This window comes from Arthrobacter sp. T2-23 (assembly GCF_055398325.1).
In genome coordinates this window covers 3,377,098-3,401,281 of record NZ_AP027917.1, presented here as the reverse complement: position 1 = coordinate 3,401,281, position 24,184 = coordinate 3,377,098, and the positions used below count along the sequence as shown (strand labels likewise).

At 69.4% G+C, this 24,184-nt stretch carries 22 protein-coding genes; 6 read left to right on the top strand and 16 right to left on the bottom strand.

The window, feature by feature from the left end:
- Positions 1 to 58: 58 nt before the first annotated feature.
- From ACZ5Z0_RS15865 to coaD, 6 genes are all read right to left on the bottom strand, one after another.
- Positions 59 to 3,769: a chromosome segregation SMC family protein gene (locus ACZ5Z0_RS15865; protein WP_464109244.1), complete on the bottom strand. Its 3,711-nt coding sequence runs from the start codon at positions 3,767 to 3,769 to the stop codon at positions 59 to 61.
- A 103-nt stretch (positions 3,770 to 3,872) separates the two neighbouring features.
- Positions 3,873 to 4,826 (bottom strand): bifunctional DNA-formamidopyrimidine glycosylase/DNA-(apurinic or apyrimidinic site) lyase, encoded by a 954-nt coding sequence (gene mutM / locus ACZ5Z0_RS15860; RefSeq protein WP_464109243.1) that lies wholly within the window; start codon positions 4,824 to 4,826, stop codon positions 3,873 to 3,875.
- A gap of 8 nt (positions 4,827 to 4,834) precedes the next feature.
- On the bottom strand, positions 4,835 to 5,590 hold the full coding sequence (rnc, locus tag ACZ5Z0_RS15855) for a ribonuclease III (RefSeq protein WP_464109242.1): 756 nt from the start codon (positions 5,588 to 5,590) through the stop codon (positions 4,835 to 4,837).
- A gap of 21 nt (positions 5,591 to 5,611) precedes the next feature.
- A complete protein-coding gene (rpmF, locus tag ACZ5Z0_RS15850; RefSeq protein ID WP_056738282.1) occupies positions 5,612 to 5,815 on the bottom strand; it encodes a 50S ribosomal protein L32 in 204 nt (67 codons plus the stop codon).
- Positions 5,816 to 5,851: 36 nt separating this feature from the next.
- A complete protein-coding gene (locus ACZ5Z0_RS15845; protein WP_146337283.1) occupies positions 5,852 to 6,376 on the bottom strand; it encodes a YceD family protein in 525 nt (174 codons plus the stop codon).
- A gap of 181 nt (positions 6,377 to 6,557) precedes the next feature.
- Complete coding sequence (coaD, locus tag ACZ5Z0_RS15840) at positions 6,558 to 7,052, bottom strand: pantetheine-phosphate adenylyltransferase (protein ID WP_138769009.1); 495 nt, start codon at positions 7,050 to 7,052, stop codon at positions 6,558 to 6,560.
- Positions 7,053 to 7,100: 48 nt separating this feature from the next.
- Here coaD and ACZ5Z0_RS15835 point away from each other — a divergent pair, with 48 nt between their 5' ends.
- Genes ACZ5Z0_RS15835 through ACZ5Z0_RS15825 form a run of 3 tightly spaced genes read left to right on the top strand, consistent with a single transcriptional unit; the run spans position 7,101 to position 9,984 of the window.
- The gene (locus ACZ5Z0_RS15835; protein WP_464109241.1) at positions 7,101 to 7,982 is read left to right on the top strand and encodes an SDR family NAD(P)-dependent oxidoreductase; all 882 of its coding nucleotides are present in this window, start codon (positions 7,101 to 7,103) and stop codon (positions 7,980 to 7,982) included.
- The gene (locus ACZ5Z0_RS15830; protein WP_464109240.1) at positions 7,979 to 9,187 is read left to right on the top strand and encodes an aminotransferase class I/II-fold pyridoxal phosphate-dependent enzyme; all 1,209 of its coding nucleotides are present in this window, start codon (positions 7,979 to 7,981) and stop codon (positions 9,185 to 9,187) included. Before ACZ5Z0_RS15835 ends, ACZ5Z0_RS15830 begins: the two co-directional genes overlap by 4 nt.
- Positions 9,184 to 9,984, top strand: coding sequence for a spermidine synthase (locus ACZ5Z0_RS15825; RefSeq protein WP_464109239.1), 801 nt, complete (start codon positions 9,184 to 9,186; stop codon positions 9,982 to 9,984). The genes ACZ5Z0_RS15830 and ACZ5Z0_RS15825 overlap by 4 nt, the downstream gene beginning before the upstream one ends.
- Here ACZ5Z0_RS15825 and ACZ5Z0_RS15820 read toward each other — a convergent pair.
- Positions 9,981 to 10,472: a MarR family winged helix-turn-helix transcriptional regulator gene (locus ACZ5Z0_RS15820; protein WP_464109238.1), complete on the bottom strand. Its 492-nt coding sequence runs from the start codon at positions 10,470 to 10,472 to the stop codon at positions 9,981 to 9,983. The genes ACZ5Z0_RS15825 and ACZ5Z0_RS15820 overlap by 4 nt on opposite strands.
- A 207-nt stretch (positions 10,473 to 10,679) precedes the next feature.
- Here ACZ5Z0_RS15820 and ACZ5Z0_RS15815 point away from each other — a divergent pair, with 207 nt between their 5' ends.
- Positions 10,680 to 11,657, top strand: coding sequence for an ABC transporter substrate-binding protein (locus ACZ5Z0_RS15815; RefSeq protein WP_464109237.1), 978 nt, complete (start codon positions 10,680 to 10,682; stop codon positions 11,655 to 11,657).
- A 60-nt stretch (positions 11,658 to 11,717) separates the two neighbouring features.
- Here ACZ5Z0_RS15815 and rsmD read toward each other — a convergent pair whose 3' ends face one another.
- The 4 genes from rsmD to thiL are packed head-to-tail and all read right to left on the bottom strand — an operon-like array spanning position 11,718 to position 16,774.
- Entirely contained in the window at positions 11,718 to 12,317 is a 600-nt protein-coding gene (gene rsmD, locus ACZ5Z0_RS15810) for a 16S rRNA (guanine(966)-N(2))-methyltransferase RsmD (RefSeq protein WP_464109236.1), read from the bottom strand.
- A 60-nt stretch (positions 12,318 to 12,377) separates the two neighbouring features.
- The gene (locus tag ACZ5Z0_RS15805) at positions 12,378 to 14,627 is read right to left on the bottom strand and encodes an ATP-dependent DNA helicase RecG (protein WP_464109235.1); all 2,250 of its coding nucleotides are present in this window, start codon (positions 14,625 to 14,627) and stop codon (positions 12,378 to 12,380) included.
- Positions 14,617 to 15,696 (bottom strand): DAK2 domain-containing protein, encoded by a 1,080-nt coding sequence (locus ACZ5Z0_RS15800; RefSeq protein ID WP_464109234.1) that lies wholly within the window; start codon positions 15,694 to 15,696, stop codon positions 14,617 to 14,619. The genes ACZ5Z0_RS15805 and ACZ5Z0_RS15800 overlap by 11 nt, the downstream gene beginning before the upstream one ends.
- Before the next feature lie 22 nt (positions 15,697 to 15,718).
- On the bottom strand, positions 15,719 to 16,774 hold the full coding sequence (gene thiL / locus ACZ5Z0_RS15795; RefSeq protein ID WP_464109233.1) for a thiamine-phosphate kinase: 1,056 nt from the start codon (positions 16,772 to 16,774) through the stop codon (positions 15,719 to 15,721).
- A gap of 126 nt (positions 16,775 to 16,900) precedes the next feature.
- Between thiL and ACZ5Z0_RS15790 the strand changes: the two genes are divergently transcribed.
- Positions 16,901 to 17,404, top strand: coding sequence for a DUF3515 family protein (locus ACZ5Z0_RS15790; protein ID WP_464109232.1), 504 nt, complete (start codon positions 16,901 to 16,903; stop codon positions 17,402 to 17,404).
- 121 nt (positions 17,405 to 17,525) lie between these two features.
- Here ACZ5Z0_RS15790 and ACZ5Z0_RS15785 read toward each other — a convergent pair whose 3' ends face one another.
- The 5 genes from ACZ5Z0_RS15785 to ACZ5Z0_RS15765 all read right to left on the bottom strand — a co-directional run bounded on the left by ACZ5Z0_RS15785 (position 17,526) and on the right by ACZ5Z0_RS15765 (position 22,511).
- On the bottom strand, positions 17,526 to 18,671 hold the full coding sequence (locus ACZ5Z0_RS15785) for a D-alanine--D-alanine ligase family protein (protein ID WP_464109231.1): 1,146 nt from the start codon (positions 18,669 to 18,671) through the stop codon (positions 17,526 to 17,528).
- 2 nt (positions 18,672 to 18,673) lie between these two features.
- The gene (locus tag ACZ5Z0_RS15780; protein ID WP_464109230.1) at positions 18,674 to 19,735 is read right to left on the bottom strand and encodes an NAD(P)H-dependent glycerol-3-phosphate dehydrogenase; all 1,062 of its coding nucleotides are present in this window, start codon (positions 19,733 to 19,735) and stop codon (positions 18,674 to 18,676) included.
- Positions 19,732 to 20,541 carry a lysophospholipid acyltransferase family protein gene (locus ACZ5Z0_RS15775; protein WP_464109229.1) on the bottom strand — a complete coding sequence of 270 codons (810 nt, stop codon included), beginning with the start codon at positions 20,539 to 20,541 and terminating at the stop codon, positions 19,732 to 19,734. Before ACZ5Z0_RS15775 ends, ACZ5Z0_RS15780 begins: the two co-directional genes overlap by 4 nt.
- 9 nt (positions 20,542 to 20,550) lie before the next feature.
- A complete protein-coding gene (murA, locus tag ACZ5Z0_RS15770) occupies positions 20,551 to 21,876 on the bottom strand; it encodes a UDP-N-acetylglucosamine 1-carboxyvinyltransferase (protein WP_464109228.1) in 1,326 nt (441 codons plus the stop codon).
- 128 nt (positions 21,877 to 22,004) lie between these two features.
- The gene (locus ACZ5Z0_RS15765) at positions 22,005 to 22,511 is read right to left on the bottom strand and encodes a TspO/MBR family protein (protein ID WP_464109227.1); all 507 of its coding nucleotides are present in this window, start codon (positions 22,509 to 22,511) and stop codon (positions 22,005 to 22,007) included.
- Positions 22,512 to 22,719: 208 nt separating this feature from the next.
- Here ACZ5Z0_RS15765 and ACZ5Z0_RS15760 point away from each other — a divergent pair, with 208 nt between their 5' ends.
- Positions 22,720 to 24,150 carry an HNH endonuclease gene (locus ACZ5Z0_RS15760; protein WP_464109226.1) on the top strand — a complete coding sequence of 477 codons (1,431 nt, stop codon included), beginning with the start codon at positions 22,720 to 22,722 and terminating at the stop codon, positions 24,148 to 24,150.
- Positions 24,151 to 24,184 lie beyond the last annotated feature (34 nt).

Below are 24,184 nucleotides of genomic sequence, written 5' to 3'. Positions count from 1 at the left end.
CCCCAAATGCCCCGGGCGGCCCTGCCTCCTGCCCGGGATGGCCGAGAAGCCAAAGCTCTCAGACCTCGGCACCCAGCCGCTGGCTGATCACGGTGGAGACGCCGTCGCCGCGCATGGTCACGCCGTAGAGCGCATCAGCGACTTCCATGGTGCGCTTCTGGTGCGTGATGACGATCAGCTGGCTAGACTCGCGCAGTTCCTCGAAGATCGTGATGAGGCGGCCCAGGTTGGTGTCGTCCAGGGCGGCCTCGACCTCGTCCATCACGTAGAACGGCGAGGGCCGGGCCTTGAAGATCGCCACCAGCAGGGCCACCGCCGTCAGCGACCTTTCGCCGCCGGAGAGCAGGGAGAGCCGCTTGATCTTCTTCCCCGCCGGGCGCGCCTCCACCTCAATGCCGGTGGTGAGCATGTCCGAGGGGTCGGTCAGGACCAGCCGGCCCTCGCCGCCCGGGAAGAGCCGGGCGAAGACCCGGACGAACTGGGCGGCGGTGTCCTCGAAGGCCTCGGCGAAGACCGTCTGCACACGCTCATCGACTTCCTTGATGATGTCCAGCAGGTCCTTGCGGCTGGACTTGAGGTCCTCCAGCTGCGTGCTCAGGAACTGGTGGCGTTCCTCAAGGGCAGCGAATTCCTCCAGCGCCAGCGGGTTGACCCGGCCCAGCGCGGAGAGGTCGCGTTCGGCCTTGCGGAGCCGCTTTTCCTGTTCTTCGCGGACGAACGGTTTGCCTTCGACAATGTCCTGCCCGTCCTCGTCCACCGGGGCGCGGAGCGCCGCCCATTTGTCCCCGGATTCGCCGGCCGGCACCGGCACGGGCCGGTCGGGGCCGAAGTCGGCGACGAGCTGGTCCGCGGTGAGTCCGAGTTCCTCAACGCTGCGCAGTTCGAGGGCCTCAATCCGGAGGCGCTGCTGCGCGCGGGCCAGTTCGTCGCGGTGCACGGAATCGGTCAGCTCGGCCAGTTCGCGGGCGAGCGCGTCGTTGCCGGTGCGCACCTCGGCCAGTTCGCGCTCCATCTGCTCGCGGCGTTCCTCCGCCAGGTCGCGTTGGCGGCGGGCCAGTTCGACCGAGACGTCAATGAAGCCGATCACCTGCTCCACGGCCGCGGACACGGCGGCGGCGCGGCCGGCCTGGAGCCGGCGGCGGCGGGCCCGTTCGGCGGCCTCCTCGCGGGCGCGGCGCTCGGTGGCCGCGGCCCGTTCCAGGGAGGAAGCCCGGTTGCGGATGGCGGTCAGCTGTTCCTCCGCGCTGCGCAGCGAGAGGCGGGCCTCCATCTCGGCCGACCGCGCCGCGGATGCCGCCTGGGCGAGGGCGTCCCGGTGCTCCGGCGAGGGTTCTTCCTCGGCGGGGGCCTCCTGGGCGGCGGCGAGCCTGGCGGCGACAGCCTCCAGGGCCTCCTGTTCCGCCTGGATGTTCGCTTCCGCCCGGGCCAGCGACGCGGCGAGCCGCTCACTTTCCCCAACGGCGCTGCGCAGCACCGAGTTCAGGTGGCCCAGCCGTTCCGCCACGGCGGCGAGCCGGGCGTCGGAGTCGTGCAGTCTTTCCAGGGCGGCATCCGCGCGGTCTTGGGCGGCGGCGCGCCGGGATTCCGCGGCGGACAGGGCGAAGCGGTTGCGTTCCAGTTCCGCGCCGACGCGGGCGATCCGGGCGGCGGCGTCGTCGACGGCGGCCTGAACCTCGAGCAGCGACGGCGCCGAGGCGGAGCCGCCGCTGACGGTGAACGCGGTGAACACGTCACCGGTCCGGGTTACGGCGGTCAGTTCCGGCCGGGCGGCGATCAGCCGCGCCGCGGCATCGAGGTCCTCGACGACGGCGGCGCCGTCGAGCAGCTCAGCCAGCAGCTGAGCAAGCGGCACCTCGCCGCCGACTGTGTCTCCGCCGGACGTGCCCCCGGCGGACGTGTCTCCGGCGGACTTGTTCCCGGCGGACGTGTCTCCGGCGGACTTGTTCCCGGCGGACTTGTTCCCGGCAGAGTTGTCCCCGGCGGGGGTCACGAGCGCGGCGGCCCAGCGGGCGCCGGCGGGAAGCCCGCCGTCCCGGCCCTGGGCAGGTGCCGCGGGCGCGCCGGCCAGCAGCAGCGACGCCCGGCCGGCGTCGTCGTCCTTCAGGAGCTGCACCGCGGTGGCGGCGGTGGCGGCATCGCGGACCACGACGGCGTCCGAGCTGCTGCCCAGCGCGGCGGCGATGGCGGCCTCGTAGCCGGCCTCCACGGTCAGCATGCCCGCCAGCGGCCCGAGCACGCCGGGCAGCTCCGCGGCCAGTACATGCTCCGAGCCGTCCTTGCGGTTGAGGCCAAGCTGCAGGGCGTCGCGGCGGGCCACGAGGGCATCGCGTTCCCGCTCACCGTCCCGTTCGGCCGCCCTGAGGGCGTCGATTTCCGCCACGACGGCGTCCAGTGCCTCGGTGGCCGCCTCGTATTCGGCGTCGAGGGTTTCCTCGCCGTCCTCGACGCCCGCAACCTGGGACTCGAGCGCGGTGAACTCGCTTTGGGCGTGGCGGCGCCGTTCCTCGCCGGCCTTTTGCGACTCCCTCAGCCGGCCAAGCTCGGCCTGGGCGGATTCGACCCGGGACCTCGCGGCGCCCACCTGGCCCGCGAGCCGGGCAAGGCCCTCCCGGCGGTCCGCGGCGGCCCGCAGCAAGGTGGCGAGGCGCCTGTCTTCGGCGGCGGCCGCGCTTTCGGCCTCCTGCTTGGCGGCGGTGGCCGCGTCCAGCGCGGCGCGCCGCTCGATAATGCCCGCTTCCAGCCCGGCCTGGTCGGCCCGGACCCGGGCCGCCTGCTTCTCCAGCTGCTCGGGGTCCCGGCCGGCGTCGGGGGCCGCGTCGGCCGCACCGAGCAGGCGTCGGCGTTCCTCTGCGAGCGAGCCGAGGGAGCGCAGCCGTTCCCGTCCTGAGGAGAGTTGGTACCAGTTGTCCCGCGCGGCGTTGAGCTTCGGGGTGGCCTCCGCGGCGAGCTGTTCCAGCCCGGCCTGGCGCTGGCGGCCGCTTTCGAGCTCGCGTTCGACGACGCCGCGGCGGGCCTTGAGCGCGGTCTCGTCCGCGACGTCCTGCTCCAGCACGGATTGAAGCTGGACCAGGTCGTCGGCCAGAAGCCGTGAGCGGGCGTCGCGGACCTCGAACTGCACCATCTGGGCACGGCGCGCCACCTCGGCCTGCTTGCCCAGCGGGGTGAGCTGGCGCCGGATTTCTCCGGTGAGGTCGCTGAGGCGGGCGAGGTTGGCCTGCATGGCCTCGAGCTTGCGGACCGTCTTTTCCTTGCGGCGGCGGTGCTTGAGGATGCCGGCGGCCTCCTCGATGAAACCGCGCCGGTCCTCCGGGGTGGCGTGCAGGACCTTGTCCAGCTGGCCCTGCCCGACGATGACGTGCATTTCCCGGCCCAGGCCGGAGTCGGAGAGCAGCTCCTGGATATCCAGCAGCCGGCAGCCGGCGCCGTTGATGGCGTATTCGGAGCCGCCGGCGCGGAACAAGGTGCGGGAGATCGTGACTTCGCTGTAGTCGATCGGCAGGGCGCCGTCGCTGTTGTCGATGGTCAGCGAGACGTGGGCCCGGCCCAGCGGCGGGCGGCCGGAGGTTCCGGCGAAGATGACGTCCTCCATCTTTCCGCCGCGGAGGGTCTTGGCGCCCTGTTCGCCCATCACCCAGGACAGCGCGTCCACCACGTTGGACTTGCCCGAGCCGTTGGGGCCCACCACGGCGGTGACGCCGGGTTCGAATTCGAAAGTCGTCGCGGAAGCGAACGACTTGAACCCTCTGACGGTCAGACTTTTGAGGTGCAAGGTGTTTCGGGTCTCCTGGGTGGCGGCAGCGGGGGCGTATGCTGCCCTAAATCTACTGGGTTCGCGGCGGAATCCCGCGGATTTGCGGCACCCGCAGCGCGGATCACCAGCGGCCGTTCCGCGGCCGCGGCTGGCAGACGGGGCAGGTGTAGGAGGAGCGGTTCATGAACTGCTCGCGCTTCATCAGGCTCACGATCCCGGCACCGGCGCAGCGGCGGCATTCCAGGCCCTCGCGGCCGTAGGCGTTGAGGGACCTCTCAAAGTAGCCGGAGGCACCGTTGACGTTGACGTAGAGGGAATCGAAGCTGGTACCCCCCGCTGCGAGGGCGTCCGTCATGACCTCGCGGGCGGCGTCGAGGACCCGCAGCGCCTCGGAGCGGCGGAGCGTATCGGTGGGCCGGGCGTAGTGGAGTTTGGCGAGCCAGAGTGCCTCGTCCGCGTAGATATTGCCGATGCCCGAGACCAGCCCCTGGTCCAGGAGGGCCCGCTTGAGGCCGGTTTTCCGCGCCCGCAGCCGGCGGTAGAACTCCTCGAAGGAAAAGTGCGGGTCCAGCGGGTCCCGGGCGATGTGCGCGGCTTCCTCCGCGATCAGCGGCAACGGCGTTTCCGCGAGGCCGCCGGGACCGCCGTCAGGCGTGGGGATCAGTGACGTGAGGAATAGCCCGCCGAAGATGCGCTGGTCCACGAAGCGCAGCTGTTCGGGCATGCCCGCCGCCGGGCTCAGCCGCAGCCGGATCTTCAGGTGCTTTTCATCCGCGACGGCGGCGTCCTGCATCAGCAGCTGGCCGGACATGCCGAGGTGGGCCATCAGCGCCACCGGGGCGGCTGGGGCGCCTGCGCTGTCAGGCGTGTCCGCGAGCGGGAGCCAGAGGAATTTTCCACGGCGCACCACGTCGAGGACGCGGGCGCCTTCCAGGTTTCCGGCGAAGTCCTCGGTGCCCAGCGCGTGGCGGCGGATGGAGCGGGGATCCAGCACCTCCACGGCGGTGATGGTCCGGCCCCGCACCCAGTTCACCAGGCCGCGCCGGACGACCTCCACCTCGGGCAGTTCAGGCAAGGCGGCGCCTAGCTGCCGGTCTGGGACTTGAGCTTCGGGGACTCCGCCGGGGCAGCCTCGGTCGGCGCAGTGTCCGGGGTGCGGGCAGGTGCGGAGAGTCTGCGCCAGGCGTCCGCAGCGGCTTCCTGCTCGGCTTCCTTCTTGGAATTTCCCGAGCCGGTGCCGTAATCGGTGCCGCCGATCCGCAGCACAGCTTCGAATGAACGCGCGTGGTCCGGGCCGGAGCCCTCGACGAGATAGTTGATCGTTCCGAGCTGGCGGCTGGCAGCCAGCTCCTGGATGCTGGTCTTCCAGTCGGTGCCGGCTCCCAGCGCGGCGGCGTCCTGGAGCAGCGGCCCGATCAGGCGCATCACGAGCTGGCGTGCAGTCTCGAGGTCGTTGGACAGGTAGGTGGCACCGATCAGCGCCTCCATGGTGTCCGCCAGAATGGAGGCCTTGTTCTTGCCCTCGGTGAGTTTCTCGCCCTGGCCGAGGTAGATGTACTCCCCCAGCCCGATGCTGCGGCCGATGCCGGCCAGCGCCCGGGTGCTCACGACGGCGGAGCGGCGCTTGGCCAGGTCCCCCTCGGGCAGGTCCGGGTTGTCGCGGTACAACGCGTCGGTCACGGAGAAGCCCAGGATGGAGTCGCCCAGGAACTCGAGCCGTTCGTTGGTGGGGATGCCGCCGTTTTCGTAGGCGTAGGAACGGTGTGTCAGAGCAAGACGAAGCGTCCCGGCGTCAATAGAGACACCGAGACGCTTCAGAAGCTCTTCAGTTGAAGACATCTTAGTCAGCCTGTTGGCGGATTAGACGTCTGCGACCTTGCGGCCCTTGTACTCAAGGAACAGCGCGGTGCCAGCCGAGTCGGTAACGACCTTTGCCTGGTGCGGCAGGCTGTAAACAACCTGTCCGTTTTCCACGGTCTTCACCAGGTGGGGGGCAGTTGCCTTCCACTGGGAGCGGCGGGCGCGGGTATTCGAGCGAGACATTTTCCGCTTCGGGACAGCCACGGCTAACTCATTTCTCTCTAGTCCAACACTTACAAATCAGTTTTGCCGGTCAGGCTTAGCCAGATCAGCTAGGGCAGCCCAGCGAGGATCTACGACCTCGTGGTGGTGCCCCGGCTCGTCTTCCAGGCGAACTCCGCATTCGGAGCAAAGGCCCTGGCAGTCTTCCCGGCACACCGGCTGGAACGGCAGCATAGTGACAACTGCGTCCCGCAACACCGGCTCAAGATCGATCAGATCGTGCTCGACTCGACGTTGCTCTTGTTCGTCTTCTTCATCCGGGAATTCAGCATCCCCGTAGAAGAAAAGTTCTTGCACATTGACCTCAAGGTCATACGCAAGGGGATCCAGGCATCGACCGCACTCGCCGGTTACTTCGACGTTTGCGGTGCCCGATACCAGAATTCCTTCGTGTACGGCCTCCAGGCGCAGATCCAGCTCGACATCCGAGCCTTCCTGCACGCCAATGAGCGCCACACCAAGATCACTTGGCGCGGGTACATGTTCCGTCAGTGTCCGCATGCTTCCCGGACTGCGTCCGAGGTCCTTGACGTCGAACGCCAGGGGCGAACTAGCATCTCGTTTAATGAGAACTCCTGTTGAACATATGACCGACGTACCATCTTAGCCTGAACTTCCGGACGGACTCAAACCGGAGGGCAGCGCGCGGCTCAGCACCGCACCCCGGGCCCGGTAGGGCCGCGCAACCGGCAGCAGGCCGCCGAGTACCGATCTAGCTTACCCTCTAGGCGGCGGGTCCCCGACCCGGCTCGCCGGACCCCAGCCGCTTCAGCACGGACTTCGGCACAAACTCGGACACATCCCCGCCGAGGGTGAAGACCTCCTTGATCAGGGTGGACGACAGGTGCAGATAATGGCCCTCGGCCGGAATGAACACGGTCTCCACGCCGGTGAGCTGCCGGTTCATGGTGGCCATCGGCAGCTCGTAGTCGAAGTCCGAGGAGGAGCGCAGCCCCTTGACGATGGCGGAGGCCCCGCGCTGCCGGCAGTAGTCGGCCAGCAGGCCTTGCCCCACGGGCTCCACCACGATGCCGCGCAACGAGGCCAGGGTCTCCCGCGCCATGTCGAGCCGTTCCTCGAGCCCAAAACGGTACTTCTTGGCGTAGTTGGTGGACACCGCCACAATGACCTCGTCGAATAGGCTGGCCGCCCGGGCGATGACTTCCAGGTGGCCGTTGTGGATCGGGTCAAAGGAGCCAGGGCATACGGCGCGTCTCATGCTCCGAACCTACCCCATCGGCTGCGCGGGCCGGGATAGCATGGCGGAATGTCAGCATCTAAGAGTTCTTCCGCCGAGTCCATGCGCGAACCGTTCACCGTCGCCGGCGGCGTCGTCCTTGTGACGGGGGCCGCGATGGGCATGGGGCGCCTCTATGCCCTGCGCGCTGCCCGTGAGGGTGCCGCCGTTGTTGTGCTCTGGGACGTCGACGCCGACGGCCTGGCCCAAACCGCTGGCGAGGTCAAGGCACTCGGCGCGCGCGCCGTCGTCCGCCGGGTGGACCTGGCCAGCCGGGAGGCGATCGCGGAAGCCGCCGCGGAAGCGCAGACCGAGGGTCCGCTGACCCTGCTCATCAACAATGCCGGCATCGTGCGCGGCGCCTTGTTCTGGGACCACGATCCGGCGCGGGACATCGCCCTGACCATGGACATCAACGCCCTGGCCCCGATGTACGTCACGCACGCCTTCCTGCCGGCGATGATGGCCGACGCCGGCCGTCCGCGGCGGATCCTGAACATCGCTTCCGCCGCCGGGACCGTCTCCAACCCGCGCATGAGCGTCTACGCCGCCTCCAAATGGGCGGTCATCGGCTGGAGCGACTCGCTGCGGCTGGAACTCGAGCAGCAGGGCCATGACCACCTCACGGTGACTACGTTCTGCCCCAGCTACATCTCCACGGGCATGTTCGCCGGCGCCCGGGGCCCGCTGTTCACGCCCCTGATGACGCCGGACGACGCCGTCAACCGGGCCTGGCGCGCGACGGTTGCCGGCCAGCCGCAGTTGATTGCCCCGGCGACCGCGCAGCTGGGCAAGGTGCTGCGCGGCCTGCTGCCGGTCCGGGCCTGGGACTTCGTTGGCGGGAAAGTCTTCGGCATCTACACCACGATGGACAAGTTCACCGGACGGACGGACAAGGCGGGAACCCCGTGAGCACCCAGCCGCTCTCCCCGTGGCAGCGTGCGGCCACCGGCGCCAATCTGCTCTCCCCCGGCGGGGACCTGGGCGTCACGATCTTTGAGGAGATGACCACCTTGGCCCTCCGGACCGGGGCCATCAACCTCGGCCAGGGCTTCCCGGACGAGGACGGACCGGCGGAGATCAAAGACGCCGCCCAGGCCGCTATCGCCGCCGGCGCCAACCAGTACGCCCCGGGCAAGGGCATCCTGGAACTGCGGGAGGCGATTTCGCTGCACCAGGAGCGTTTCTACGGGCTCACTCCGGATCCGCAGACGGAAATCATCGTCACCACGGGCGCCACCGAGGCCATCGCCGCCGCGCTGCTGGCCCTGGTGGGGCCCGGCGACGAGGTCCTCACGTTCGAGCCGTTCTATGACTCCTATGGCGCGATCATCGGGCTCTCCGGCGGCCGGCACGTGACCGCGCCGCTGCTGGCGCCCGACTTTATGCCGGACCTCGACGCCCTCGCCGCGGCGTTCAGCGACCGTACCAAGGTGGTGCTGGTCAACAACCCGCACAACCCCACGGGAGCGGTATTCCCGCGCGAAGTGCTCGAACGCGTCGTCGAGCTCGCCGTCCGGCACGACGCCGTGATCATCACCGACGAGGTCTACGAACACCTCACCTTCGGCGCCCGGCACCTGCCGATCGCGACGCTGCCCGGCGCCGCCGAACGCACCCTGACCATTTCCTCGGCCGGCAAGACGTTTTCCTTCACCGGCTGGAAGATCGGCTGGCTCAGCGGCCCCGAACACCTCGTGGCCGCTGCCCGGACGGTCAAGCAGTTCCTCAGCTACAGCTCCGGAACGCCCTTCCAAAGCGCCATCGCGGTGGGCCTGGGCCTGCCCGACGAGTTCTACGCCGGCATCGCGGACACACTGCGGCTCAAGCGCGACATCCTCAGCGAAGGGCTCCGCGCGGCGGGGCTGGAGGTCTTCACGCCGCAGGGGACCTACTTTGTGAATGTGGACACCGCCCCGCTGGGAATCTCCGATTCCGTGGACCTCGCCCGCCGGCTCCCGGAACTGGTGGGCGTCGCCGCCATCCCGGTGCCGGTGTTCTGCCACGCCGAGGGGGCCGAGCGGACGCGCAGCCTGCTCCGCTTCGCGTTCTGCAAGAAGACCTACATCCTGGAAGAAGCCGCCGAGCGGCTCTCCACGCTCCGGGACAGGCTGTGAGCGCGGACGGAACACCGGCGGCCACGCGCTTCCTGCGGACCACGGGCCAGCATGCCGTGATCGAGGCCGATGAGTTCACCGAGGGCGGCTTCGTGCTGAGCATCGGCGGCGCCGAGCAGTCCCACGTCAACCTGGCCGATCCGGCCGACATCTTCTACGAGTACCTGCGCCGGATCGGCCATGTGGTGGATCTCGCGGCGCCCTGGGGTGAACCCATCACGGCCCTCCATCTCGGAGCCGGTGCCCTGACGCTGGCACGCTACATCCAGGCGACCCGGCCGGGGTCCGTGCAGTACGCGGTGGAACTCGAACGGGAACTGCTGGACTTCGTGCTCCAGCAGCTGCCCCTGCCGGAGGGGACGTCGCTGCAGACCGTGATCGGCGACGCCCGCGAGTCGCTGGGCGCGCTCCCCGCGGAACTGCGGTTCGACGTCGTGATCCTGGACATCTTCTCCGGCCCGGAGGCGCCTGCACACCTTGCCTGCATGGAGTTCTACCAGGAAGCCGCAGTGCGGCTGACCGAGCGCGGCGTGCTGATCGTCAATGTCGGCGACGAACCGGGCCTGACCCTGGTGCGGAGCCAGGTGGCGGCGCTTCGCCGGGCCATGGCGGACGTGGCAGCGTTTGCCGAGACAGGCATGTTCAGCGGCCGCTATCCCGGCAACATCATCCTGACGGGCACCCAGGGCCCGTGGCCCGCCGTCTGGACCGCGGCCCTTACCGCCCGCGGGCCGCACCCGGCGAAGGTGCTCTCCGGTGTGGAGCTGGACGTGCTCTCCGCCGAATCAGGGCGTTAGCCGAAGGCGATCTTCCGCAGCAGGACGCGGAGCTGGTCCCGTTCGGGCCCGTCGAGGGCCGCCAGGGACGTGTTTTCGGCCGCCCGGACAGACGCCGTGGCACGTTCATACAGTTCCATGCCGGCGGCCGTCGGGCGGATGACCTTGGACCGCCGGTCGCGGGAATCGGCCGCGCGAAGGACCAGTCCTCGCTGTTCCAGCGCGTCGACCAGGGAAACAATCTGGCTGGGGTCCAGGCGCAGGAAATCGGCCAGCTCGCGCTGCGATGGCTCGGTGCCGCTGCAGGCCATCGCCAGGACCGAGTACGAACGAACTTTCAGGTCCAGCGGGGCCAGCATGGCGTTGGCGTGGGCGCTGCCCAGGGAACGCGCACGCGCCGCCAGAAATTCAATCTCGTCCACCAAATCGCTGCCGAGAAGGCGCTCGGGAACGTCCGGAGGCTGGGCGGCTTGCCAAGGGTCTTCGCCGTGCAGGGTTGGTTCGGCCACAGATCCTCGCAGCTTCTGGTTGGCGCCTGGAATGCTTGACAGCCTCAACGATACCCTCGGCCCAGCCGCGCACCGGCATCATCGTTGAGAAAATTATTATTGACAATGTCAATAATGTGGGTTGTCATTTATGTACCTCGGGCTGGCAGTCGTTTTCCGGCGCCCGTCCCGATCGTCTGATAACTCACCCCAAGGATGTGGACTGTTATGAAGAGACTCACCTTTGCCGCCGTTGGAGTTGCCGCGGCGCTGCTGCTGACCGGCTGCGGCGGCGGCTCGCCGTCCGGGTCCACCTCGACCGCCCCGGCCGCCGGCGGCGACGGTGTCCGCAGCATCAGCGTTGGGGTCATCTCGATCGCCCCGTCCGCCGCCGTCCAGCTGGGCATCGACGAGGGGATCTTCGCCAAGCACAAGCTGAAGGTCGAATTGCAGAGCGGGCAGGGCGGCGCGGCAATGCTGCCCGCCGTTTCCACGGGAACGATGAACTTCTCCGTGGGGAACCCGCTGTCCGTGCTCCTGGCCAAGAACAAGGGCCTGGACATGAAGATCGTCTCCGGGTACTCGAACTCCCTCGCCACCGGCAATGACATCAACGGCGTCGTCGCCAAGGCGGCCTCCGGCATTGCGTCGGCCAAGGACCTTGCTGGGAAGAAGGTCGCAGTCAACACCATCAATGCGCAGGGGGACCTGACCATCAAGGAGGTCGTGTCCAAGCAGGGGGGCGACCCGGGCGCGGTCCAGTTCCTCGAGCTGCCGTTCCAGGACATGGGCGCCCAGTTGGCCCAGGGCAACGTGGACGCGGTCTGGGTTCCCGAACCGTTCCTCTCCAAGCTCCTGGGCGAGGGCAACAAGCTGGTGACCTACAACAACCAGGAAGCGCTGCCGGGCCTGCCCACTATGGTCACTTTCACCAGCGGCAGCTACGCGCAGCAGAACCCGCAGGTGGTTGCCGACTTCAAGGCGGCGATGACGGAGACCCTGGCCCTCGCGCAAGCCAACCCCGACAAGGTCCGGGCACTGCTGCCTGCGTTCATGAAGATGCCCGAGGCCGTGGCCAAGGGCCTGCGCCTGGAGTCCTTCGACGGCAAGCTCGATGAGACCGTCCTGGGCAAACTGGGCGAGCTGATGGCCAGGTACGGGATCGTCCCCTCGGCCCCGGACGTGGCGGGCACGATCCTGAAATAGCGGCTCCGCGATGCTGCGACGGGGACGACGGCGGGAGGCTCCGCCGTCGTCCCCGTCGCCTCAAACCTGGTCGGCGGCGTCTTCCGCTGCCGCCACGCCGGGCTCGGCGAACCAAAGCCGGGTTTCGCCGTACTTCTTCTCCGCGAACCGTTCCATCCCCTCCGGCCAGCTCGGCTCCGGGGTCCGGGCCGAGCGTTCGACGACGACGACGGCGCCCACGGCCAGGTGCGGGAGCAGCTTCGCGAGCACCGCGGCCAGGGCCACCTCGTCCAGCGGGTACGGGGGGTCCAGGAACACCAGGTCCCAGCGGGTCGCTTCCGCGGCCCGGTCGAGGAACGATTCGACTTTCGAACGGTGCACGGAGACCGTCTTCTCCCGCGTTACGGTATTGACGAGGTCCGCGTTGCGCTGGCAGACCTCGCTGGCCTTGCCGTCGAATTCCACCAAGTCCACGGTACGCGCGCCGCGGCTGGCACTTTCCACCCCGAGCGAGCCCGAACCGGCGTAGAGGTCCAGGACCCGGGCGTCGGCGATGACCTCGAAGGCGTCCAGCCGGGAGAACAGCGCCTCCTTGACCCGGTCCGTGGTGGGGCGGGTCAGGGAGCCGGGCACACTCACCAGCGGCGTCCCGCCAGCGGCGCCGGCGATGATCCGGCTCACCGCCGGCGCACCCGTCCGGCCGTGGCGGACCCTGTGGTCTCACTCGCTGCGCTTCGTGGGCTAGCCGCGTTCAAGGAACGCCTCCTTCTCCGGGTTGAGGTAGTCGTCGATTGCCGCGGCGAGGCTCGTGTGCCGGGCCAGGTCCGGATCCGCGCCGACGATCGCCTGGGCGTCCTGCCGGGCGCGGGCGATCACGTGCTCGTGTTCGAGGACGCGCAGCAGCTTCAGCGTCGAGCGGCCGCCGGACTGCGAGGCACCCAGGATGTCGCCTTCGCGGCGCAGCTTGAGGTCCTCCTGCGAGAGTTCGAAGCCGTCGGTGGTGGCCGCCACAGCGTCCAGCCGGCGCCGGCTGGGATGCCCCGGTTCCAGGGCCGTCACGAGCAGGCAGGTTCCCGGCAGGCCTCCGCGGCCCACCCGGCCGCGGAGCTGGTGGAGCTGGGAAATGCCGAAACGGTCCGCGTCGAGGATCACCATGAGCGTGGCGTTGTGCACGTCCACGCCGACCTCGATGACGGTGGTGGAGACCAGCAGCTTCGTCCGGTTGGCGGTGAAGGCGGCCATGGTCTCGGACTTCAGGACGGGGTCCTGGCGGCCGTGCAGCGGCGCCACGGGCACACCGGCCAGCGCCGGCTCGTCCCGCAGGAGTTCGACGACTCCGGTGACGGAGGCGAGCTCCCGGGTGCCGGCCTCCGCCAGGTCGGCATCGGTGGGCTCGGCCTCCCCGGGGCTGAAGTCGCCGTCGTCGTCGGTGCCGATCTTGGGGCAGACGACATAGACCTGGTGGCCGGCGTCGATCTCCTCCCGCGAGCGGGACCAGATCCGGGACGCCCAGGCGGGGTGTTCGGCCAGACCCACTACATGGGTGGTGATCGGCGCGCGGCCGGCCGGCAGTTCGTCGAGGACCGAGGTTTCCAGGTCGCCGAACACTGTCATGGCCACGGTCCGCGGGATGGGGGTGGCGGTCATGACCAGCAGGTGCGGCGGTTTGCTGGCCTTGGACCGGAGCGCGTCACGCTGTTCGACGCCGAAGCGGTGCTGTTCGTCCACCACGATCAGGCCGAGGTCGTAGAAAGAGACGTTTTCGCTGAGCAGCGCGTGGGTGCCGATCACGATCCCGGCGGTGCCGGACGCGGCGTCGAGCATGGCCTGTTTCCGGGCGGCGGTGGGCATCGAGCCGGTCAGCAGCGTGACCTGCACGGAGTCGGGGCCGAGGCCGCCGAGCAGCCCGTCCCGGGAGAGCGGGCCGAGGGTGCGGCGGATGGAGTCGAAGTGCTGCGCCGCGAGCACCTCGGTGGGGGCCAGCAGCGCCGCCTGTCCCCCGGCGTCGACCACCTGCAGCATCGCGCGCAGGGCCACAATCGTTTTGCCCGAGCCGACCTCGCCTTGCAGCAGCCGGTTCATCGGTGAGTCCAGCGCCAGTTCTTCGGCGAGGGTCTTGCCGACGGCGGCCTGCCCGGCGGTCAGGGTGAAGGGCAGCTGCCGGTCAAAGGCCGCCAGCAGGCCGCCCGCCACCGGCCGGCGGGCGGTCGCCTCCTCGGCGGCCAATTGGGCGCGGCGCCGGGCCAGGGCGGACTGCAGCACCAGGGCCTCCTGGTAGCGGAAGCGGTCCCGGGCCCGCTGCCAGTCGGCCGGGGTCTCCGGTACGTGGATCAGCCGGTACGCAGCCGCGACCGGCAGGAACTTCTCCCGGGCGGCGATGTCCGCCGGCAGCGGGTCCGGGAGTGCGTCGAGGTCCGCGGTGTCCAGCAGCGTGGAGATCACCTTCTGGATGGACCAGCTGGTCAGCTTGGCGGTGGCCGGATAGACCGGGATGGGCATGGCCGCGAGCTTTTCCGGATCCATGCCCGGGACATCCGGGTCCTCATCCAGCAACTGGAATTCGGGGTTGGTGAGCCCCAGCGCGCCGCCGTAGCGGGTGATCTTTCCGGAGAACAGGGCACGTCGGCCCGGCTGCAGCTCTGCCTTGGCGCGGAAGCCGTTGAAGAAGCTCACCTTGAGCGTCCCGGGCACACCGCCCGGGACGCTCCCCGCGCCGGCGGAACCGGCGTCGTCGGTAATCACGACGTCGGTGAGCGAGCCGCGCCGGGCGCGCATCTGCCGGGTGCTGCTGGAGACCACCCGGGCGATCAGCGTGACCTCCTCGTCCAGCGGGACCTCGCTGATGGGGGTCAACTCGCCGCGGCTCATGTAGCGGCGCGGAAAGTAGTTCAGCAGCCCCCCGACGGTGGTGATACCGAGGTGTTTCTCGATGACGGCCGCGGAGCGCTTCCCGATCCGGCGTTCCAGGCCGAGGTCAAGCTCAGTGTTCATGTCCGTCGTGGTCCGCGATGCGTGGGCCTGCGTCGGGAACTGCTTCCAGCGAAAGGGAATCGGGGTCGCGCGGCAGGGCCAGGTCGCTGACGCTGATGTCCGAGGGCTCGCCGAGGGAGCGGATCAGGGCGACGGCCGGGGCGGGGTCAGGCACGTGGACGTGGACCCGCCAGCGGTAGGCGCCCTCCACGTTGGCGTCGCCGCCCACCTGGCTCATGATCACGGACTCGCCCATCTCGTCGAGGCGCTGCCGCATGGTGGCGGCGTCCAGCGGCGAGAGCGTGATGGTGCACATGACCTCCACGCCGTCGTCCCGCGGCATGTCCGCGTGGATGTGGGGATCCTGGACGTCGTAGCCGTGCAGGCCGTCCAGCAGCTGGTCCTGGAGCTCCTCGCCGAGCACGGCGGAGCGCAGGCAGTCCAGCACCAGGAGCATTCCGACGCCGCCGGCGTCCACCACGTGGGCGGTGTGCAGGGCCTCGAGCTGGTCCTCGGTGTGCACCACGGCCGCCAAGGCGGCTTCGACGGCTGCGTCGAGGGCCAGGCCGAGGGTGTGGTTGCTGTCGTCGCCGTCGTGCTCGGCGTCGACGGCGGCGGCGGCGCGGGCCGCGGCCTCCATCACGGAAAGCATGGTGCCCGGGACCGGGTCGCTGAGCGCGGACCAGGCCCGGATCTGGGCGCGGTTGAGCGCGGCGGCCAGCAGCGGTGAGCTGAGCCGGGAGTGCCCGGCCAGTGGTTCGGCCGCGGCGCACAGGAAGACGGCGAAGAGAGTGCCGGAGTTTCCCCGCGCCTGCTCGATCGCGGCCTGGCCGGCCCTGGCCAGGACCGCGCCGACGTCGTTCTGGGCGGGGTCTGGTGCGCCCACAGCGTGCACCTGGCTGTCGGCGCCCAGTTGCGGCAGGGCTGCGGTGTCGGTGGCGACATCGTGGAGCGCCCGGGCGGCGGCGCGCACCGTGAGGTAGAGGTTGGTTCCGGTGTCGCCGTCGGCGACGGGGAAGATGTTGATGGCGTTCAGGCGGTCGCTGTGGTTTCCAAGCGTTGTTTCCGCCTTGCCCAACCACCGCTTCATCGCTTGCGCGTTGGCGGCAATTTTAGTCTGCAAAGTGATCCCATCCCACAGTGTCAGCGGGCCGGCCCGCTATCGTCACGCCCGTGCTGTCTGTTGGTGCAGGGGCCTCTACCGAGCCTATCGCAGTGAAACAGTGAGGCAGCTGAACGCCCGCCGGGAAGGCTGCCAGCAGGCCGTGGTCTTCGCCGCCGCCCAGGACCCAGCCCATCGCGTCCGCGTCCAGCAGGGCCGCGGCCGGCTCCAGGGGTAGGGCCAGCTCCCGGAGCGCCGCCGGATCAAGGTTCAGGACGGCGTGGCTGGCGGCAGCCATCCGCTGCCCGTCCCGGACGAGCCCGTCGGAGATGTCCATCAGGGCGCTGGCGCCGGTTGCCCGTGCCAGCGGCCCGGCTGCGAGGGGCGGCCGGGGGCGGCACTGGGTGTCCATCAGGGCCCGCTGTTCGTGGGTGAGCGCCTGCACGGGGGTCGCGGATTCCAGCAGGGCCAGGCCGGCGGCAGCCCGTCCGACGCTGCCGGCAAGCGCCAGGGTGTCGCCCGGGCGGGCGCCCGAGCGCAACACCGGAGCATGTCCGTCCAGGGTGCCGAGGATGGCGACGCTGACGGCCAGTTCCTTTCCGCGGCCCAGGTCCCCGCCGGCCACCGCGCAGTCAGGGGCGCCCAGTTCGCGGATCCCGGCGCTCAGCCCGTCGGCGAAGTCCTCCACCCAGCACACGAGGGTTTCCGGGGGCATGGTCAGGCTCACCACCATCGAGGTGGCCCGGGCTCCCATGGCGTTGATGTCGCTGAGGTTCTGGGCGGCGGCCTTCCAGCCGACGTCGTAGCCGGACGTCCGGTAGCCGTTGTTCCATTCAAGCCGGAAGTCCTGGTCCGCCACCTGGGTGTCGATGCTGACGACGGTCCGGCCGTCCGGCGCCGCCACGATCGCGGCGTCGTCCCCGGGGCCCAGCAGCAGGGTGCCGGTGCCCGGGGTGGAGTCGCCGCCGTGCAGCCGCGGGAAGATGCGGGCGAGGAGTTCCGATTCGGAGAGCTCGGCCACGGTCAGCGGCGATGACGGGGGCGGTTGGGTCAGCTGTTCAGGCACAGCCCTACGCTACCGCGTGGGGCCGACAACGGCGGTTACACCCGGGCCGCTGGGCCTGCTGGAACCGTAGCCGGGACGTCCTGGCCGCCGACTGCTCCTGGTCCCGGGTCGGGATAGGCTGGATGGATGCCCCAGCTCCGCCCGTCCGGCCCCCTTCCTCCGCTCCGCCTTCTGGCCGCTGCTGCCGCTGCCACGCTCGTGCTCAGTGCCTGCTCCCCGGTCGTCGACGTCGCCCCGGCCAAGGATGCGGCGAACGCCGCGTGTGCCCCCATGATGCTGGCTCTGCCGGACAGCCTGGGCGAGGCGAAGCTGCGCAAGACCAACAGCCAGGCGACGGCCGCTTGGGGCGATCCGTCGCTTGTGGTCCTGCGTTGCGGGGTTAATGTCCCCGGCCCCACCACGGACCGCTGCGTCAGCGTGAACGGCGTCGATTGGGTGATCAAGGAGGGCAACCCGGTGTGGACGCTCACCACTTTCGGGCGTGAACCCGCCACGGAGATCCTGATGGATCCGGACAAGATCAGCTCGGCGACGGTCCTGGCCGAACTTGCCAACGCCGCCGCCAAGGTGAAAGCGACGCGGAACTGCGTGGGCCAGGCCGACCTGCAGAACCTGCCCACCGGCAAGTAGGCAGGGCCCACGCCGGCAGGGTTCCCTGGCCGAAGCGGAGCGAGGTTAGGGTGCCGGTGGGTGGGCCCACGCCGGCAGGGTTCCCTGGCCGAAGCGGAGCGAGGTTAGGGTGCCGGTGGGGTCAGCGCAGGCCGGTCCTGCGGTGCAGGGCCAGGTGGATCAGTTCATCAATCAGCTCCGCGTAGCCCAGCCCGGAGGCCTTCCACATCTGCGGGTACATGCTCTTGGGCGTGAAGCCTGGCATGGTGTTGATCTCATTGATAATCAGGTCGCCCTCGGGCGTGTAGAAGAAGTCCACCCGGCTCAGGCCCTCGGCGCCCACGGCGTCGAACGCGACCGCCGCGAGCTCACGGACCCGGGCGATGGCCTCTTCGGGGAGGTCGGCCGGGCAGCTGAGCGCGGCGGCGTCGTCCTCCACGTACTTGGCGTTGAAGTCATAGAAGTCGTGGGCGCCGCCGGCCACCGAGATCTCGCCCGGCATCGAGGTCCGCGGCGCGTCGGTCCCGCGGCCTTCTAGCACGGCGCATTCGATCTCCCGGCCGACGATGCCGGCCTCGATCACGAGTTTGGGATCGTGTTCCCGGGCCGCCTCGATCGCGGCGTCCAGGTCCTCGAGCGAATCCACCTTGGAGATGCCCATCGAGGAGCCCGCCCGGGCCGGCTTGACGAAGACCGGGAAACCGAGTGCGTCCACCCGCTTGCGCACGAGCTCCGGGTCGGTGAGCCACTGCCGGTCCGTCACCGCGATGTAGGGACCCACGCGCAGCCCGGCTGCTTCGAAGACCACCTTCATGTAGTGCTTGTCCATGCCGACTGCCGACGCGAGGACGCCGGCGCCCACGTAGCGCGTGTCGGAGAGCTCCAGCAGACCTTGGATGGTGCCGTCCTCGCCGAAGGGCCCGTGCAGCAGCGGGAAGACTACGTCCACGGAACCCAGCTCCCGCGGGACCTGGTTGGGCGCGGCCACGATCAGCTGGTGTTCGCCGCCGATCTCGGCCAGGGTCACGGTCTGGTTCGACGGCGCGACCTCGGGCAGGGAGGAGGCGGACAGCGACCATTGTTTGGTGTCGCCGGAGGCCAGCACCCACTGGCCGGTCTTGGCGATCCCGATCGGGATCACCTCGTACTTGGCCCGGTCGATGGCGCCGAGCACGCCGGCCGCGGTGACGCAGCTGACGGCGTGTTCGCTCGAGCGGCCGCCGAAGAGCACCGCCACCCGGGGCTTGCGGCCGGGCTGGGCCTCTGGAGTCACATTCTTTTCCGACACAGTTAGTAATCGCCTTCGGATTTCAGGTCCCGGGACAGCAGTAACGGTCCCAGTTCGTCTACGGACAGTTTTCCGGCCAGGACCGCGACGACGGCGGCGGTGATGGGCATCTCAACGCCCAGCTTGCCGGCCAGTTCGTGCACGGCCTGCGCCGATTTGATGCCTTCGGCGGTCTGCGTCATCTCGGCGGTGACCTGGTCCAGGCTCAGGCCGGTGCCGAGCAGCCGCCCCGCGGTGTGGTTCCGCGAGAGCGCGGAGGAACAGGTGGCGACGAGGTCGCCCAGGCCGGCCAGCCCCGCCATGGTCCGGGCCTCGCCGCCCAGCGCCAGGGTCAGCCGCGAGGTCTCGGCGAGGCCTCGGGTGATGACGGAGGCCTTGGTGTTGTCCCCCATCTGCTTGCCCTCGCAGATACCAACGGCAAGGGCAATGATGTTCTTGACGATGCCGCCGATTTCGACGCCCACCACGTCCGCCGTCGTGTACGGCCGGAAGTAGGGTGCCGTGCAGCTGCGGGCCACCCAGCCGGCCGCGGCGGCGTCGGAGCAGGCGACAACCGAGGCTGTCGGCTCCTCGCGGGCGATCTCCATGGCCAGGTTGGGGCCGGAAACCACGGCAACGCGCTCGGCGGGGAGCGCCAGCTCCTCGCGGATCACTTCGCTCATCCGGGCGTCGGAGTGCAGTTCCAGGCCCTTCATCAGGGACACGACGAGGGCGCCGTGCCCGATCAGGTGCTTCCACTCGCGCAGCTGGGGCCGCAGTGTCTGGGCGGGGACGGCCAGGACCACCAGATCTGCGCCGTCGAGGACCTCGGCGACGTCGGTGGAGGCTGTGATGCTGGCGGGCAGGGCGATCCCTTTGAGGTACTGCTCGTTGCGGTGCTCGGTGTTGATCTGGTCCACCACGGCGGCGCGGCGTCCCCAGAGCCGGATGCTGCGGTCCACGCCGGAGGCGGTGGCCGCGTCGGCGAGGATTTTGGCGAACGTGGTCCCCCAGGAGCCGGCGCCGAGCACGGCAACGCGCAGGGCCGAGCCGGCGGAATCCGTGCCGCGGGGCTCAGCCGTCACTGGACACCGTCCGTGGCGCTGCCGGGGTCTGCGGCGGTGCCACTGTCAGCGGCGGTGCCGGGGTCGCCGCCGCGTTCGACGAAGCGCCCGTGGGTGGACTGGTTGTGCGCCGAGGGGTCCCAGCGCACCAGCGGCGGCTGCCCGCCGCGCAGGCTGGCCAGCAGTTCGGTGATGGCGTCCATGATCACGTTCGTCGCCTCGGTCAGCGTCGCCTTGTCCAGCGGCCGGCCAGCGAACGCGCTCAGGTCCACCGGGTCGCCTACGAGGACCCTGGACGTTTTCCGCGGGAAGACGTGGAACCGCTTGGCGTAGCGCGGGAAGACCTCATGCGCCCCCCAGTGCGCCATCGGGACAACCGGGATGCCGCTTTCCAGCGCCATCCTCGCCGCGCCGGTGTGGCCCTTCATCGGCCAGAGCTCGGGGTCGCGGGTCAGCGTTCCCTCGGGATAGATAATGATGGCGCCGCCCTCATCCACCACTTCCCTGGCGACCTGAAGCGAGCGGTTGGCACCCGCCGTCGAGCGTTCCACCGGGACCTGCTTGGTGTTGCGCAACACCGAGCCCAGCAAGGGAACCTTGAAGAGGCTGCCCTTGGCGAGGAAGTGCGGCATCCGCTTCTGGTTGTAGAGCATGTGCCCGATCACCAGGGGATCGATCTCGGTGCAGTGGTTGGGCACGGCAATGAACCCGCCGGCAGGGAGTTTTTCCAGTCCCTCCCACTTCTTGTTCATCAGCAGGTTCATGACCGGCCGGACGATCCCGGCCACGATGACAAAGGTGATGTGGCTCTTGGCCGTTTCCTTCACTTCGTCCCTCTACCGGGCCGACGTGATGTCGAAATCGGCACCCAGGCCGGCGAGCTTCTCGGTAAAGCGCTCGTAGCCGCGGTTGATGATGTCGATGCCGGTGACCCGGGACGTACCGGTGGCCGCCAGGGCGGCGATGAGGTGGCTGAAGCCGCCGCGCAGGTCCGGCACGTCAATGTCGGTCCCCTTGAGCTGCGTCGGGCCGGAGATGACGGCCGAGTGCAGGAAGTTCCGCTGGCCGAAGCGGCACGGAACGCTGCCGAGGCACTCGCGGTGGACCTGGATGTTGGCGCCCATCCGGACCAGGGCATCGGTGAAGCCGAAGCGGTTTTCGTAGACGGTCTCGTGCACGATCGAGACGCCCTCCGCCTGGGTCAGGGCCACGATGAGCGGCTGCTGCCAGTCGGTCATGAATCCGGGGTGCACATCGGTTTCGAGCACCAGCGGGCTGAGCTTGCCGCCGGGGTGGTAGAAGCGGATGCCGTCGTCGCCGATGTCCATGCCGCCGCCCACCTTGCGGTATGTGTTCAGGAACGTCATCATGTCGCGCTGCGTGGCGCCCTCGACGAAGATATCGCCGCGTGTCACCAAAGCTGCGGAGGCCCAGGACGCGGATTCGTTGCGGTCGGACAGGGCCCGGTGGTTGTAGCCGCCCAGATCCTGGACGCCCTCGATCCGGATGGTGCGGTCGGTCTGGACGCTGATGATCGCGCCCATCTTCTGCAGCACGGCGATGAGGTCGACGATCTCGGGTTCGGTGGCTGCGCCGGACAGTTCGGTGATGCCCTCGGCGCGGGTGGCGCTGAGCAGGACCTGCTCGGTTGCCCCGACAGACGGGTAGGGCAGCGCGATCTTGGCGCCCTTGAGCCCGCTGGGGGCGGAAATGTGGATGCCGCCAGGGCGCTTCTCGACGACGGCGCCGAACTGGCGCAGCACGTTCAGGTGGTAGTCGATCGGGCGGTCGCCGATCTTGCAGCCGCCGAGGTCCGGGATGAAGGCCTCGCCGATGGCGTGGATCAGGGGTCCGCAGAGCAGGATCGGGATGCGCGAGTCCCCGGCGTGCGCGTCGATGGCCGTGTGCGAGGCCGTCTTGGCGTTGGTCGGGTCCAGCGTGAGGTCGCCGGTGACAGGGTCCTTGTCCACCGTGACGCCGTGGAGCTGGAGCAGGCTGGTGACAACCTCAACGTCCTTGATTTCGGGGACGTTGCGCAACACGGACGGCTCGTTACCCAGCAGGGCAGCAACCATCGCCTTGGGGACAAGATTCTTGGCCCCCCGAACGGTGACGCGGCCGGTCAGCGGGACGCCTCCGCGGATTGTCAGAACACTACTCATTTACCAGTTTCCTCACGACTACTCGCCCCCAAATCCTTACAAAGGCTCCAGCTAAGCATAGGAGCTAGCGTTACCGATCTGAAATACGGCGCGGTGCGGGGCGTTGTGAATCGTCCGTTCCCTGAAGCTCAGTTCGCCGTCGTGCCGCCGTTCAGCCTCGCCACCGCGGTCGACAACGCGGTGGCGAAAGCGCACCACGCGGCATAAGGGGCAAGGGCCACCCCGGCACGGCGGTTGAGTCTGTAAGTCCGCCGCACCAGATCTGCGCTGCTCGCGGTCAGTACGGCGCATTCGGCCGCGGCCAACCACGGCCGGCGGGCGCGCCAGAAAAGCCAGCTCCACGACGCATTGAGCACGAGGTTCGCTGCCAAGGCGGACCGATAGTCGGCTAATTCCTGCTGCCGCGTCTTACTGCCGGCGTCTGTCCCCGCGCCACTGTCAAGCGCGACGGCGGAGCTCACCGCCAGGTCCGCGTACAGCGCGGTCCAGACCACGGGAAATGCGATGGCAGGCGGTTGCCAGTCGGGTTTGCGCAGCCCCCGGTACCATCTGCTGTCGGGATCGGTGGCCACTCCACCAGCCGCCGCTGTAGCCGCCGTCGCAGCCGCTGTCCACGCCACGGTCATGATTTTCATAACTGCTCCTCTGGCTGCCGGTGGTCGCCGTTCCGGGACGACCGGAACGCTGATTACATCCTCGCAAGCCGACCGTTGCAATGGAATGCCCATCCGGGCCGCCTTCTTGGTCGTCCGGACCCTGTAGAAGATCCGAAGGAACACCCTGATGGGGCGATGTTCGCAGCCGGACCCTAAATTGTCGTAGGTGCCTGGTTGACTGGGTTCCATGGACGGCAAGCAAGGGCCCGACGTGGCTCTGACGGAAAGCGTGACGGTCGCGGACCTTGCGCGGATCCTGGCCGGAATCCCGGCCCCGGCCAGTGCCGCGGCGCTCATCGACGAAACACGCAAGCTGGAGGACCTAAAGTCAGCCCTGGCCGCCCGTCAAGCCCGCTTGTCCGTCACGTTCGACCTGCTCCAGCGCCGCGAACAAGCCGCCGCCGGCGTGCCGGCCGACCAGCTCGGCGCCGGCGTCGGGGCTCAGATCGCCCTCGCACGGCGCGAATCCCCCGCCAAGGGCGGCCGGCTCCTCGGCCTCGCCAAGGCCCTCGTCACCGAAATGCCACACACCCTCGCCGCCCTCGAAACCGGCCGGCTCAACGAATGGCGCGCCACCCTCCTGGTCCGTGAGACCGCCTGCCTGCCCGCAGCCGACCGGGCCGCCGTGGACGAGGAGCTCGCCCCCGACACCGGAGCCTTCGAAGGCGCCGGCGACCGGGCCATCGTCGCCGCGGCCCGTGCCGCCGCCTACCGGCGCGATCCCCGCTCCGCCACCGACCGCGCCGCACACGCTGAGACCGAACGCCACGTCAGCCTCCGCCCCGCACCGGACACCATGTGCTACCTGACCGCCCTGCTCCCCGTCGCCCAGGGTGTTGCCGTGCACGCGGCCCTGACACGGGCCGCGGACGCCCTCCGCGCCGACGGCGATCCCCGCTCCCGCGGCCAGCTGATGGCCGACGCCCTCGTCGAACGCACCACCGGCAAGGCCGGCGGGATCAGCGGCGTCGAAATCCAACTCGTCATGACCGACCGCACCCTCTTCCAGGGCGACAGCGAACCCGCCCGGCTCTCCGGCTACGGGATCGTGCCCGCGGGGTGGGCGCGATCCCTGCTTCACGACGCCGGCAACAACACCGCTTCCGGCGCGACCGGCCAGCAAGCCTTCGCCACCTGGCTCCGCCGGCTCTACACCGCCCCCGCCACCGGCGAACTCGTCGCCATGGACTCCCGCGCCCGGCTCTTCCCGCCCGCACTGCGCCGGTTCATCCAGGCCCGCGACGACACCTGCCGCACCCCGTACTGCGACGCCCCCATCCGCCACCTGGACCACATCATCCCCTGGCACGACGGCGGCACCACCAGCCTCGGCAACGGCGCCGGACTCTGCGAAGCCTGCAACCACACCAAAGAAACCCCCGGCTGGAACGCCCAACCCCGCCCCGGACCCCGACACACCCTCCAACTCACAACGCCAACCGGCCACACCTACCACTCCACCGCCCCACCCTTGCCCGGAACGGGCCTCACCCGGCGGCCACAACAGCGCTCCGGTGGGAACAGCGATACCGCGAAGCCTCCGTTGCAGACTAGAAAACTCACACACAGGGCCAAGGCCGTCACGGTCTCCGGACCCTCGACTTGTCCCGCTGCATAGTCGAGTCGGATGGCTCCGCCATCGGCCGCCGTCT

Bases quoted from the DNA above. Each gene is read 5' to 3' on its own strand.
- rnc (WP_464109242.1), bottom strand. From the start codon at position 5,590: ATGTCTTCAACTGAAGAGCTTCTGAAGCGTCTCGGTGTCTCTATTGAC.
- coaD (WP_138769009.1), bottom strand. From the start codon at position 7,052: ATGAGACGCGCCGTATGCCCTGGCTCCTTTGACCCGATCCACAACGGC.
- ACZ5Z0_RS15835 (WP_464109241.1), top strand. From the start codon at position 7,101: ATGTCAGCATCTAAGAGTTCTTCCGCCGAGTCCATGCGCGAACCGTTC.
- ACZ5Z0_RS15815 (WP_464109237.1), top strand. From the start codon at position 10,680: ATGAAGAGACTCACCTTTGCCGCCGTTGGAGTTGCCGCGGCGCTGCTG.
- ACZ5Z0_RS15805 (WP_464109235.1), bottom strand. From the start codon at position 14,627: ATGAACACTGAGCTTGACCTCGGCCTGGAACGCCGGATCGGGAAGCGC.
- ACZ5Z0_RS15800 (WP_464109234.1), bottom strand. From the start codon at position 15,696: ATGAAGCGGTGGTTGGGCAAGGCGGAAACAACGCTTGGAAACCACAGC.
- ACZ5Z0_RS15790 (WP_464109232.1), top strand. From the start codon at position 16,901: ATGCCCCAGCTCCGCCCGTCCGGCCCCCTTCCTCCGCTCCGCCTTCTG.
- murA (WP_464109228.1), bottom strand. From the start codon at position 21,876: ATGAGTAGTGTTCTGACAATCCGCGGAGGCGTCCCGCTGACCGGCCGC.
- ACZ5Z0_RS15765 (WP_464109227.1), bottom strand. From the start codon at position 22,511: ATGAAAATCATGACCGTGGCGTGGACAGCGGCTGCGACGGCGGCTACA.
- ACZ5Z0_RS15760 (WP_464109226.1), top strand. From the start codon at position 22,720: ATGGACGGCAAGCAAGGGCCCGACGTGGCTCTGACGGAAAGCGTGACG.